Annotated in this window: 12 protein-coding genes; 4 read left to right on the top strand and 8 right to left on the bottom strand. The window is 66.8% G+C overall.

Annotation, left to right across the window (positions count from 1 at the left end; genetic code table 11):
- Positions 1-60 precede the first annotated feature (60 nt).
- Entirely contained in the window at positions 61-2,454 is a 2,394-nt protein-coding gene (locus ACO07H_RS07080; RefSeq protein WP_422012551.1) for a penicillin-binding protein 1A, read from the top strand.
- A gap of 4 nt (positions 2,455-2,458) precedes the next feature.
- Here the strand turns inward: ACO07H_RS07080 and cyaY are convergent, their stop codons facing one another.
- A complete protein-coding gene (gene cyaY / locus ACO07H_RS07075; protein WP_422012549.1) occupies positions 2,459-2,800 on the bottom strand; it encodes an iron donor protein CyaY in 342 nt (113 codons plus the stop codon).
- An 11-nt stretch (positions 2,801-2,811) separates the two neighbouring features.
- On the opposite strand from cyaY, the gene lptM reads away from it, so the two are divergent.
- Positions 2,812-2,988, top strand: coding sequence for an LPS translocon maturation chaperone LptM (gene lptM / locus ACO07H_RS07070; RefSeq protein WP_422012547.1), 177 nt, complete (start codon positions 2,812-2,814; stop codon positions 2,986-2,988).
- 19 nt (positions 2,989-3,007) lie between these two features.
- On the opposite strand, the gene ACO07H_RS07065 is transcribed toward lptM, so the two are convergent.
- From ACO07H_RS07065 to ACO07H_RS07040, 6 genes are all read right to left on the bottom strand, one after another.
- Positions 3,008-4,006, bottom strand: a complete 999-nt coding sequence (locus ACO07H_RS07065; RefSeq protein WP_422012545.1) for an ABC transporter ATP-binding protein — start codon at positions 4,004-4,006, stop codon at positions 3,008-3,010.
- Entirely contained in the window at positions 4,003-4,983 is a 981-nt protein-coding gene (locus ACO07H_RS07060; protein WP_422012543.1) for an ABC transporter ATP-binding protein, read from the bottom strand. The genes ACO07H_RS07065 and ACO07H_RS07060 overlap by 4 nt, the downstream gene beginning before the upstream one ends.
- 5 nt (positions 4,984-4,988) lie before the next feature.
- Positions 4,989-5,933: an ABC transporter permease gene (locus tag ACO07H_RS07055; protein ID WP_422012541.1), complete on the bottom strand. Its 945-nt coding sequence runs from the start codon at positions 5,931-5,933 to the stop codon at positions 4,989-4,991.
- 2 nt (positions 5,934-5,935) lie between these two features.
- Positions 5,936-6,913: an ABC transporter permease gene (locus ACO07H_RS07050; RefSeq protein ID WP_422012539.1), complete on the bottom strand. Its 978-nt coding sequence runs from the start codon at positions 6,911-6,913 to the stop codon at positions 5,936-5,938.
- A 196-nt stretch (positions 6,914-7,109) separates the two neighbouring features.
- Complete coding sequence (locus ACO07H_RS07045) at positions 7,110-8,324, bottom strand: porin (protein WP_422012537.1); 1,215 nt, start codon at positions 8,322-8,324, stop codon at positions 7,110-7,112.
- Positions 8,325-8,508: 184 nt separating this feature from the next.
- A complete protein-coding gene (locus ACO07H_RS07040) occupies positions 8,509-9,546 on the bottom strand; it encodes a porin (protein WP_422012535.1) in 1,038 nt (345 codons plus the stop codon).
- 220 nt (positions 9,547-9,766) lie between these two features.
- Here ACO07H_RS07040 and coq7 point away from each other — a divergent pair, with 220 nt between their 5' ends.
- Complete coding sequence (coq7, locus tag ACO07H_RS07035) at positions 9,767-10,402, top strand: 2-polyprenyl-3-methyl-6-methoxy-1,4-benzoquinone monooxygenase (protein WP_422012533.1); 636 nt, start codon at positions 9,767-9,769, stop codon at positions 10,400-10,402.
- Here coq7 and ACO07H_RS07030 read toward each other — a convergent pair whose 3' ends face one another.
- The gene (locus ACO07H_RS07030) at positions 10,403-10,834 is read right to left on the bottom strand and encodes an OsmC family protein (protein WP_422012531.1); all 432 of its coding nucleotides are present in this window, start codon (positions 10,832-10,834) and stop codon (positions 10,403-10,405) included. It abuts the gene before it with no gap.
- 305 nt (positions 10,835-11,139) lie between these two features.
- Here ACO07H_RS07030 and ilvA point away from each other — a divergent pair, with 305 nt between their 5' ends.
- Positions 11,140-12,660 carry a threonine ammonia-lyase, biosynthetic gene (ilvA, locus tag ACO07H_RS07025; protein WP_422018602.1) on the top strand — a complete coding sequence of 507 codons (1,521 nt, stop codon included), beginning with the start codon at positions 11,140-11,142 and terminating at the stop codon, positions 12,658-12,660.
- Positions 12,661-12,693: the final 33 nt, after the last annotated feature.

Raw genomic sequence — 12,693 nt, 5'->3', positions numbered from 1 at the left:
GTCCGCTTCCTATAATCCACTGCCTTCCTCCGACGCGCCCCGGGCGCGCTTTGCCGGCCCATGAACGACAAGCCCCGATCCGCTGCGTCCAGTCCTTCGCCCGCCGCCGGCTCCCACGCCACCTCCCCGCCGTCTCGACTTCCCGCCCGATTCACCCGCTGGGCACTGTGGGGGGTGGGGCTGCTGGCAGGCGGCGTCGGCGCGGTGGCGCTGCTGCTGGGCCTCGCCCTGGCGCTGGCCTACCCCAATCTGCCCGACATCGGCGGGCTGACCGACTACCGCCCCAAGCTGCCCATGCGCGTGCTGTCCGCCGACGGGGTGCTGCTCGGCGAGTTCGGCGAGGAGCGTCGCAGCTACCTGCCCATCCAGGCTATCCCGAAGGTGATGCAGGAGGCGGTGCTGGCCATCGAGGACGCCCGCTTCTACCAGCATGGCGGCGTGGACTACCTGGGCATCGTCCGCGCGGGCCTGGCCAACGTCGGCGAGTCGCGCAGCCAGGGCGCGTCCACCATCACGATGCAGGTGGCGCGCAACTTCTACCTGTCCACCGAAAAGACCTTCACGCGCAAGATCTACGAGATCCTGCTGGCGCTGAAGATCGAATCGGCGCTGCCCAAGGAGAAGATCCTGGAGATCTACATGAACCAGATCTTCCTGGGCCACCGTGCGCACGGCTTTGCGGCGGCCAGCGAGATCTACTTCGGCAAGCCGCTGGACAAGATCAGCGTTGCCGAGGCCGCCATGCTGGCCGGCCTGCCCAAGGCGCCGTCGGCCTACAACCCGATCAACAACCCTAAGCGCGCGACGATCCGCCAGCAGTACATCATCGAGCGGATGTACGAGACGGGCTACATCACCGAGGAGCAGCGCGACGAGGCGAAGGCCGAGAAGCTGCGCATCCGGCCGGTGGTCGAGTCGGTGTCGCACGCCGAGTTCGTCGCCGAGGCGGCACGCCAGCTCATCTTCAGCCAGTATGGCGACGAGGCCTACACCCGTGGCCTGAACGTCTACCTGACGCTGAACAGCGCCGAGCAGAACACCGCCTACCGCGCGCTGCGCCGCGGCATCCTGGACTATGAGAAGCGCCAGGTCTACCGCGGCCCCGAGGCCTATGCCGACCTGCCGGCCGACGCCAAGGCCCTGGACGCCCGCATCGCCGAGGCCCTGGCCGACCACCCGGCCAACGACGAACTGCTGGCCGCCGTCGTGCTCGAAGCCGACCCCAAGAAGGTCACGGCCGTGCTGCAGAGCGGCGACGCCATCGCCATCACGGGCGACGGTCTCAAGCCCGCCACGTCCGGCCTGTCCGACAAGGGCAACCCCAAGACCCGCATCCGCCGCGGCGCGGTGATCCGTGTCGTCAAGGCCCCGAAGCAGAAGGACGGCAACGAATGGACCATCACGCAGTTGCCCGAGGTCGAGGGCGCCTTCGTGTCCCTCGACCCGCGCAACGGCCAGGTGCATGCGATGGTGGGCGGCTTCGACTACAACAAGAACAAGTTCAACCACGTCACGCAGGCGTGGCGCCAACCGGGCTCCAGCTTCAAGCCCTTCATCTACTCGGCGGCGCTGGAGAAGGGCTTCACGCCGGCCACCATCGTCAATGACGCGCCGCTGTTCTTCGACGCCGGCACGACGGGCAGCCAGCCATGGGAACCCAAGAACTACGACGGCAAGTTCGAAGGGCCCATGCCGCTTCGCACGGCGCTGGCCAAGTCCAAGAACATGGTGTCCATCCGCGTGCTGCACTCCATCGGCGTGCGCTATGCGCAGGACTGGATCACGCGCTTCGGCTTCGAGGCCGACAAGCACCCGGCCTACCTGACGATGGCGCTGGGCGCCGGCTCGGTGACCCCCATGCAGATGGCCCAGGGCTACTCGGTGTTCGCCAACGGCGGCTACCGCGTCAGCCCGCAGCTCATCGCCAGGATCACCGACAACAAGGGACGGCTGCTCTACGAGGCCCAGCCCGTCACGCTGGCCGACGGCGCCCGCGCCATCGAGCCACGCAACGCCTTCCTGATGAGCAGCCTGCTGCAGGAGGTCACGCGCAGCGGCACGGCGGCCCGCGCGCAGGCCACCCTCAAGCGCCCCGACATCTACGGCAAGACCGGCACGACCAACGACTCCATGGACGCCTGGTTCGCCGGCTACCAGAAGGAACTGGTCGCCGTCGTCTGGATCGGCTACGACCAGCCGCGCAAGCTGGGCGACCGCGAAACCGGCGGCGGCCTGAGCCTGCCGGTGTGGATCGAATACATGATGTCCGCGCTGAAGAACAAGCCCGTGGACGAAGTGAGCCCGCCGGAGGGCGTGGTCAACGTCAACGGCGAATGGTTCTACGAGGAGTATTCGGGCGGCACCGGCGTGCGCGAGTTGTCCAACGAACCCAACGTGCCGGGTGCGGCGACCGACGACGAGAAGAAGTCCATCCTCGACCTGTTCAAGCGGTAACGGATCAGGCGCTGAAGGTCAGCGCCTGCCCGGCCTGTTCGCTCGCACAGCGCGACAGCCGGGCGAAGAACTCCTGGCCTTCGCGGTCCGACCACTGTGCACCGTCCCACTTGAAGTGGTAACCGCCCGCACGGGCGGCCAGCCAGATTTCCTGCAGCGGCGGCTGCGTGTTGATCACGATCTTGCTGCCTGTGCCGGGGCCGGGCAGGCTGAGCTCCAGCAGGCCACCGGTGCGGTGGGTGTCGATGTCCACGACGTCGTCCTCCAGCCAGCCATCGACCTGCGCCTCGATGCGGGCGAGCACGGCATGGGACTTGGCGAGGTAATCGGCGTCGGACAGCGGCATAAACTCAGCGGATGAAGAAGACTGCCGCCAGTGTAGGTGGGCTCACCGTCTCAGCGACGGCCGCCCTGCTGATCACCCTTGCCGCGCTCACGGGCTGCGGGCAGAAGGGGCCGCTGACGCTGCCCGCCAAACCTGCGGCTGCGGCGTCCGCTCCCGCCTCGGCACCCATCGTCGCCCCTAAACCGTAGCGCGCCGGGCGTAGGGCGCTCAGCCCGCCCTGCCCTCTTCAACCGCGTGGCAGGCCACGCGCACGCCCTCGGCCTCCAGCAGCGCCGGTCGCTCGGCCTTGCAGCGCGCGTTGGCCAGCGGGCAGCGCGGGTGGAAGCTGCAGCCGCTGGGCGGGTTGAGCGGGTTGGGCACCTCGCCCTGCACCGGCGTGCGGGCGCGGCCGGTCATGTGGATGTCGGGAATGGCGTCCAGCAGCATGCGCGTGTAGGGGTGGCGCGGCCGGGCGAACAGCTCGGCCTTGTCGGCCACCTCGACCAGCCGGCCCAGGTACATGACGCCGATCTGGTCGGCCATGTGGCGCACGACGGCCAGGTTGTGCGAGATGAACAGATACGTCAGCCCCCGCTTGCGCTGCAGGTCCTTCATGATGTTGAGCACCTGCGCCTGCACTGACACGTCCAGTGCCGACGTGGGCTCGTCGCAGACGAGGAACTCGGGCTCCGTGGCGAGCGCACGCGCGATGGAGATGCGCTGGCGCTGCCCGCCCGAGAACTGGTGCGGGAACTTCTCCGCATCCGCCGGATTCAGGCCGACGGAACTCAGCAATTCGCCGACACGGCGCTTCGCTTCGGCATCGCCCTTGACGAGGCCGTGCTCGCGCAGCGGCTCGGCGACGATGTCCAGCACCTTCCAGCGCGGGTTCAGCGAGGCGTACGGGTCCTGGAAGATCATCTGCATGCGCCGGCGCAACGGTGAAACGCCGGCGCCGGCCAGCGTCTTGGCGATGTCTTCGCCATCGAACCGCACGTGGCCGCGCGTGGGGCCATACAGGCCCACCAGCAGGCGCGCGACGGTGCTCTTGCCGCAGCCGCTTTCGCCCACCAGCGCCAGCGTCTTGCCACGCTCGATGGCGAAGTTGACACCGTCGACCGCGTGCACGAAAGCCTTGGGCTTGCGCTCGACGACGCGGTTCAGCCAGGGCGGCGACACGTCGAAGACCTTGGCAAGGTCTTTCACCTCGACCAGGGGCTGGCTCATGGCGCGACCTCCAGCGTGACGGGCCGCCAGCAAGCCGCGCTGGTCGCACCGACCGCCGCCAGCTCGGGCCGCTCGTTGCGGCACCGCTCGACGACGCGTGGGCAACGCGGGTTGAAGGCGCAGCCGGGCGGGATGGCGGTCAGTCGCGGCATCGCGCCATCGATCTGCAGCAGGCGCTCGCGGTCCTCGTCCATCGCGGGAATGGAGCCCATCAGGCCCGCGGTGTAGGGATGCGCCGGGCGGTGGATGACGGCGGCCACCGGGCCGATCTCGGCGATGCGGCCGGCGTACATGACCGCCACGCGGTCGCAGGTCTCGGCGATGACGCCCATGTCGTGCGTGACCAGCATGACGGCCGCACCCTGCTCTTTGCAGACCTTCTTGAGCAGCGCAATGATCTGCGCCTGGATGGACACGTCCAGCGCCGTGGTGGGCTCGTCGGCGACGATGAGCTTGGGGTTGGCCGCGAGCGCTAGCGCGATGACGACGCGCTGGCGCATGCCGCCGGAGAACTGATGCGGGAAATGATCCACACGCGCTTCGGGCGCCGGGATGCCGGTGGAGGCCAGCAGTTCGACGGCGCGGGCGCGGGCCTGCGACGCGGTCAGGTCCAGATGGGTGGTGATCGTCTCGACGAGCTGGCGGCCCACGGTGTAGAGCGGATTCAGCGACGTCAGCGGGTCCTGGAAGACGGCGCCGATCTCGCGGCCGCGGATGCGGCGCATCTGCTCGTAAGGCAGGTTGTCGATGCGCCGGCCCGCGAGCCGGATCTCGCCGGCGGCGATGCGGCCCGGCGGGTCCAGCAGGCCGATGATGGCCGCGCCCGTCAGCGACTTGCCCGCGCCCGATTCGCCGACGACACCCAGGATCTCGCCCGGTGCGATGGAGAAGGAGATGTCGTCCAGCGCCAGCAGCGTGCCGTGGCGCGTCGGGAATTCCACCCGCAGGTGGCTGACTTCAAGAAGGGAGGCAGTCATCGCAATCAACGCAGCCTGGGGTTGAGCGCGTCGCGCAGCCAGTCGCCGAGCAGGTTCACGCTCAGCGTGATCAACACCAGCGTCAGGCTGGGCCAGGCGGTGATCCACCATTCGCCGGAGAACAGCGTGTCGTTGCCGTTGCGGATCAGCGTGCCCAGCGACGGGCTGGTGGGCGGCACGCCGACGCCGAGGAAGGACAGCGTGGCCTCCGTGATGATGGCCGAGGCGATCTGGATGGTGGCCAGCACCAGCACCGGCCCCAGCACGTTGGGCAGCACGTGGCGACGCATGATGCGCAGCGAGCCCACGCCGATGACGCGGGCGGCCTGCACGTACTCCTTGTTGCGCTCCACCAGCGTGGAGCCGCGCACCGTGCGCGCGTATTGCACCCAGCCCGTCAGCGAGATGGCCAGCACGAGCACGACGAAGGCCAGCATGTCCGGCGCGTGCGGGTACAGGCTGCGGCCGACGCCGCTGATCATCAGCGCGACGAGGATGGACGGGAAGGACAGCATCACGTCGCAGATGCGCATGATGAGCGCGTCCATGCGCCCACCGACGAAGCCGGCCAGCAGGCCCAGGCTCACGCCGATCAGGATGGACAGGATCACCGAGGCGATGCCCACCAGCAGCGATATGCGCGTGCCGTACATCAGCGCGGACAGGATGTCGCGGCCCTGGCCATCGGTGCCCAGCAGGTACTTGGACTCGCCGCCTTCGATCCAGGCCGGGGGCTTGAGCGAGTCCATCAGCTCGAGCGTCGCGAGGTCGAAGGGGTTGTGCGGCGCCACGACCTCGGCGAACAGCGCGCAGACCAGGCAGACCGCCGTGATCGCAGCCGCCAGCATCGCCACCGGCGAGGAGCGGAAGGAATGCCACACATCGCCGGCAAAGAAGCGGCGCAACGCGGAGGTCGGGGCGGCGGGGCTGGAGGTAGCGTCGGCAGCCATGGTCAATGCGATTTGCCTTCAACACGCAGGCGCGGATCGACGGCGAAATAGAGCAGATCCACGCCAAGGTTGATGACGACGAAGATCAGCGAGATCAGGCACAGGTAGGCCGCCATGACGGGGATGTCGGCGAACTGCACGGCCTGGATGAAGAGGAAGCCCATGCCGGGCCACTGGAACACCTGCTCGGTGATGATGGCGAAGGCGATCAGCGAACCGAGTTGCAGGCCGGTGATGGTGATGACGGGCACCAGCGTGTTCTTCAGCGCGTGGCCGAAATAGACGCTGCGGTCCGTCAGGCCGCGGGCGCGCGCGAAGCGGATGTAGTCGGCACGCAGCACCTCCAGCATCTCCGCGCGCACCAGCCGCATGATCAGCGTCAACTGGAAGGCCGACAGCGTGAACGCGGGCAGGATCAGATGGAGCAGGCCATCGCGCGTCAGCAACCCCGTCGTCCACGAACCGAACGCGACGACCTCACCACGGCCGAAGCTGGGCAGCCACTTCAACTCGACGGCGAAGACCCAGATCAACACGATGCCGATGACGAAGTTGGGCAGGCTCACACCGAACAGCGTGCCCGCCATCAGCACCTGAGCACTGGCCTTGCCGCGCCGCAGCGCCGCATAGACGCCCAGCGGGATGCCCAGCCCGAGCGCAATGAACCCCGCCACCAGCGCCAACTCCAGCGTGGCAGGGAAGCGCTCGACGATGAGTGCGGACACCTTGCGTCCCTGACGCAGGCTGATGCCGAACTCGCCCTGCGCGGCATTGACGACGAAGCGCGCGAACTGCGCCGGAAACGGCTGGTCCAGGCCCAGGTCCTTGCGCAACGCCGTGCGTTGTTCGTCGGTGGCATCCTGGCCCAGCAGGTTGGTGACCGGGTCGCCCACATACTGGAACAGCATGAAGGCGATGAAGGCCACCGAGAGCATGACGACGACGGCCTGGACAACGCGACGAAGAATGAAAACCAGCATGAAGCCTCAAGTCTGACTGCCGGTCCCGGCAATGCGCGAAGGCGCGATCATGCGTGAAGCCGGCAGCCGCCCGTGTACGGGAAAGCCTCAGTCGCGAACGTGGCAGGAAAGTCCCCGAAAAGCAAAACGGGCCGCTCTCGCGGCCCGTTCTTGCGGCTGAGGTCAGGCGCCTCGAAGGCCGCCCGACCAGCATGCATCAGAAGCGATGACGCAGGCCCAGCATCGAGCCGTAGCGCTTCGTTGCCCCGTTGGCGAAGTTGACCTGGCCGTTCAGCTTGGTGAAGTCCACTTCGAAGTAAGCATCCGTGCGCTTGGAGAACGCATAGTCGGCCACGAACGCGTAGAAGTCGGCCTTGCTGGTGCTGTTGGCGTTGGTGTTCAGGCCCGTGGAAGCTGCCAGTGCAGCAGCAAAAGGCGCGGCCAGGTTGTTCTGGCTGCCGTAATGCTTCTGCTTGGTCAGCCAGGCGTTGGCACCCAGGTTCAGTTGCGGCGTCACCTGGTAGGTGGCACCGAGCATGATCATGTCGCGCGTCTTGATGTCGGCCGAGTTGGTATTGAAGACGTTGGCCCCCAGCAGGCCGCTGGTGTACGCGCCGCGGGTCGTGATGGCCACGTTCGCCAGACCACCCGTTGCAGCCGACGCTGCAAAAGCGGCAGCGCTGGACTGGTTCAGCAGCGTGAAGGGGTTCTCGAACTTGTTCTCGCCCCAGGACGCATGCACGTACAGAGGACCTTCCGTGTAAGACACACCCAGCACGGTGGCCTTGATCTTCTTGCCGGTCTGCTCGGTGGCCTCCAGGTAGGCGGCGCCAGCGCCGAACTTGCCATCGTTGTAGCGCAGCAGGCCGCCCATGGTCTTGTTCGGCAGCGCCGCGGCAGCACCCGTCGCGCCTTCGCCGGCGCTGACCTGGATTTCACCGTAGACGTTGCCGACCTGGACCAGGTACTTGACCATGTTGTCCTGGCGAGCCGTCATGGACATGCCGATTTCCGGCTTGTACGCCTCGATATAGGGCGAGTAGCGGAACGAAGCAAACGTCGACGTGTAAACGTCGAACAGGATGTTGTACTGACGACCCAGACGGACTTGGCCGAATTCGTTGGACTGCAGGCCCACCCACGCTTGACGCCAGAAATCGTTGGCGACGACCGTGCCGGTGTCGGAGTTCAGGCGGTGCTCCAGGTTGGCGAGCGCCTTCAGCCCGCCACCCATGTCTTCGGTGACGTTGATGCCCAGCCGGCTTTGCGACATGCCACCTGGCGTCATCGTCTTTTTCGACGTGCCTGCGTTGGCGTTGCTCGTGTAACGCACGGCGGCATCAACGATGCCATACAGGGTCACGCTGGATTGAGCCCACGCAGCAGAACTGCTGGCGGCGAGGATGGCGAGGGCCAGGGTCGTTTTTTTCATCAACATGTCTCCTGCTAAGAATTGGTTAACCACCCTATTCTGAGCGAGGACATCCGCCATCACGCGTTGGCTGTTGTGAGGCACCAACATCGATTTCCCCTTGTCCCGAAGGCGACAAGGCGTAAAAAAGCCGCCCGAAGGCGGCTTTGGCTGAGCGGGTGACGGGCCGAAGCCCGGCGCAGCATCAGAAGCTGTGGCGAACGCCCACGTCGACGCCGCTGGACTTCTGGCCGCCTGCGGTCGCGGCAGGAGAGCCGGCAACCAGGAAGCGGGCATTGCCCTTGTTGTCGATCTGCGAGTACGTGGTGTACAGCGCGGTGCGCTTCGACAGGTTGTAGGCGTAACCCAGGGCGAACAGCTTGGCATCGCCGATGGCGGTGTAGCCGGCTGCTGCCGTCTCGGCGGCACCGTTGGCCTTGGCGTCGGTGTACGTGGCCACGAACTGGCCCTGGCCCACCGGCACCGTCACGGCGGCCGTCAGGACCTGCTGCTTGCGCGACAGGTACTTCGATTCGGTGTACGACAGCGAGGGGCGAGCCACGCCGAGGTCGTAAGCGCCGCCGATGGACGTCAGCTTGAACTTGCTGTTGTCGGCTGCATTGGACGTGCTGGCGTAGGTGCCCGACACGTGCAGGGGACCGTTCTTGTAGCCCAGGCGGACCGACTGGCCCTTGTTGGTGTTCGTGCCTTCGCCAGCCGAGACATCCACGCCGCCGTAGAAGCCGCTCAGGTTGTTGGGCAGGGAGTACGAGACCAGGTTGTCAGCGCGGCCGTAGGACGTGCCATTGCCGCTGCCCAGGTTGCTGTAGACGGCGCCGACGCTGCCCAGGCCGGTGAAGGCGAAGGGGTCGAAGTCTTCGAGGTGCAGACGCGAAGCGGTCTTGTTGCGGCCCAGGCGCACTTCACCGAAGTCACCAGCCAGGCTCACCGTGGCACGGCGGCCCCAGAACGCGCCGCCGTTGCCGGCGACACCGGTGTCCACGGCAACTTCGGATTCCAGCCAGAAGCCAGCCTTCAGGCCACCACCGAGGTCTTCCGTGCCACGCACGCCGAAACGGCTGGTGTTCAGGCCGCTGGAGTCCAGCGCCTTCTTCTTGACGTCGCCGGTCTTGGTGTACTTCATGTCTGCGTCCAGGACGCCGAACAGGGTGACCGAAGATTGCGCGACGGCTGCGCCGCCAGTCAGGCCGAGAACAGCCAAGGCAATCAGAGCTTTTTTCATTCGATACTCCTAAGTATTCATCCGAGGCGCGACCCGGAAGGTTCGGCGCCCACCTCCTGCGAGGAAGCGGGAGTATTCCACCAGAGCTTGGGGGCCCTCGGGAATTTACGGATATGAAATTGTGTATTGACGTTGCAATACGACAACGACTCGCAGGCTTCATGAAACCTTCACTTAGGGTAATGCCAGCAACGCATGAGCCCAATGGCATCGGCATGACATGACGACGCTGAGCCGCACTGATCGCTTCATCCATGCGCTCGATGGTGGATTGCGCACCGTTTTCGCGCCCGCACGTTTCTCGCGCGCGTCGCCCGCCGCCGGCATGGCGCTGCCCGCCTTGAGTCCTGCTCAGGCGCGAGAGGCCGGCGCGTTGATGCGCGTGAACCATGTCGGTGAGATCTGCGCCCAAGCGCTGTACCAGTCCCAGGCGCTGTTCAGCCGCAGCGACGAGGCGCGCCATCATTTTGAGCACGCCGCCCAGGAAGAACTGGACCACCTGGCCTGGACCGCCGATCGCGTCGCCGAACTGGGCACGCACACCAGCCATCTCGCGCCACTGTGGTGGGCAGGCGCGTTCGCCTGCGGCAGCCTGGCCGGCCTGGCCGGCGACAAGTGGAGCCTGGGGTTCGTGGTCGAAACCGAGCGTCAGGTCGAAGCGCATCTCGGCTCGCACCTGGACCTGTTGCCTGACGCCGATGCACCGTCCCGTGCCATCGTCGAGCAGATGAAGCGGGAAGAGGCTGCGCATGCCGATGCTGCGCTCTCCGCCGGCGCGCGACTGCTGCCGCCTGCCGTGCAAGGCCTGATGCGTCTGGCGGCCAAGGTCATGACGACCGTGGCCCACCGCATCTGATCAGACCTCGACGACCTCGAAGGAGGTGCTGATCGCGGAGGTCTTGGCCAGCATGGCCGTCGCGGAGCAGTACTTCTCGTGCGACAGCGAGACCGCGCGCTCGACGATCTCGGGCTTGAGCCCCCTGCCGCTGACGACGAAGTGGAAGTGGATGGCCGTGAAGACCTTGGGGTCGCTCGTCGCGCGCTCAGCCTTCAGCGTCGTCTTGCAGCCGCGCACGTCATGGCGGCCACGCTTCAGGATGAGCACCACGTCATAGGCCGTGCAGGCGCCGGTGCCGGCCAGCACGGTTTCCATCGGCCTGGGCGCGAGGTTGCGCCCACCGCCATCCGGGGCGCCGTCCATGCACAGCACGTGGCCACTGCCGGTCTCGGCGACGAAGCTCATGCCACTCGGACCGTCCAGGCCCAGCCAACTGACAGTGCATTCCATGGTCATCTAGAGTCACCGCTCCAATGGGTTCACACAAAATATATTGCAGCGCAGCATAACTCGGCGCTAAACTCTGATCACGCGAAAACGTTTTCGCACCGATTGTCTCCTCCACCGCCTCCATGGTGGATTCAACCCGAGCTTGCAAGAGCTCGGGTTTTTTTTCGCCGAAGGCCGTCGGCGCCGTCGCGCCAGGGTCTCCCCCTATCATGCGGCGCCGCAACACAGACCACGGAGAGCCGATGAGCGCCCCACCGCGCCGCCGTTCCACAGCGTCCAAGGCGACGCCGTCCCAGGTGCCGGCGATGCTGCCGCCCGGCAGCAGCTATCTGCAGCGCATCCTGAACGCGCGGGTCTACGAAGTAGCCCGCGAGACCGCCCTCACCGCCGCCGGCAAGCTGTCCAAGCGCCTGGGCAACAAGGTCTTTCTCAAGCGCGAGGATGAGCAGCCCGTCTTCAGCTTCAAGCTGCGCGGCGCGTACAACAAGATGGCGCACCTGGCGCCCGGGCAGCGCGACGCCGGTGTCATCTGCGCCTCGGCCGGCAACCATGCCCAGGGCGTTGCACTGTCGGCCAGGAAGCTGGGCTGCCGCGCCGTCATCGTGATGCCGGTCACCACGCCGCAAGTCAAGATCGACGCCGTGAAGGCGCTCGGCGGCGAGGTCGTGCTGTTCGGCGAGAGCTTCACCGACGCCTACGGCCACGCGCTGGAACTCGAGAAGGCCCAGCGCCTGACCTTCGTCCACCCGTTCGACGACCCGGACGTCATCGCCGGCCAGGGCACCATTGCGATGGAGCTGCTGCGCCAGCACCCCGGCCCGATCGACGCCATCTTCGTGGCCATCGGCGGTGGCGGCCTGATCTCGGGCGTGTCGGCCTACGTCAAGGCCCTGCGCCCCGACATCAAGATCATCGGCGTGCAGACCACCGACTCCGACGCCATGGTGCGCTCCGTCCGGGCTGGCAAGCGCGTGACGCTCAACGATGTCGGCCTCTTTTCCGATGGCACGGCCGTCAAGCTCGTCGGCGAGGAGACCTTCCGCATCACGCGCGAGCTGGTGGACGACTACATCCTCGTCGACACCGACGCCGTCTGCGCCGCCATCAAGGACGTCTTCGAGGACACCCGGTCCATCCTGGAGCCCGCCGGCGCGCTGGGCGTCGCCGCCATCAAGCAGTATGTCGCGGCGACCGGCGCCAAGGGCCAGACGCTGATCGCCATCACCTGCGGCGCCAACATGAACTTCGACCGCCTGCGCTTCGTCGCCGAGCGCGCCGAGGTGGGCGAACACCGTGAGGCCTTGTTCGCCGTCACCATCCCCGAGGCACGCGGCAGCTTCAAACGCTTCTGCGAGCTGCTGGGCCCGCGCAGCGTCACCGAGTTCAATTACCGCATCGCCGACGCGCAGGTCGCCCACGTCTTCGTCGGCGTGGCGATCTCCAAGTCCGACGAGGCCGCCCGGCTCGCCCGCACCTTCACCAAGGCCGGCTTCGAGACGCTGGACCTCACCACGGACGAACTCGCCAAGCAGCACGTGCGCCACATGGTGGGCGGCCGCAGTGAACTGGCGCGCGACGAGCGCCTGTACCGCTTCGTGTTCCCCGAGCGGCCGGGCGCGCTGATGCGCTTCCTGAGCAGCATGCACCCGGACTGGAACATCAGCCTGTTCCACTACCGCAACCAGGGCGCCGACTACGGCCGCATCCTCGTGGGCATCCAGGTCCCGCGGGGCGACGCCGCGGCGCTGCGGGAATTCCTGGCCAGCCTGAACTACCCGTTTGAGGACGAAACGGGTAACCCTGCCTATCGCTTGTTCCTGGGTTGAGTTGAAATCCGCGCGTCTGCCTGTCGCCTGCGC

It is taken from the genome of Roseateles sp. (assembly GCF_965229315.1).
In the GTDB taxonomy this organism is placed as follows: domain Bacteria; phylum Pseudomonadota; class Gammaproteobacteria; order Burkholderiales; family Burkholderiaceae_C; genus Pelomonas.
Note: the sequence above shows the minus strand (reverse complement) of the source record. Positions and strands in the feature narration are given on the sequence as shown.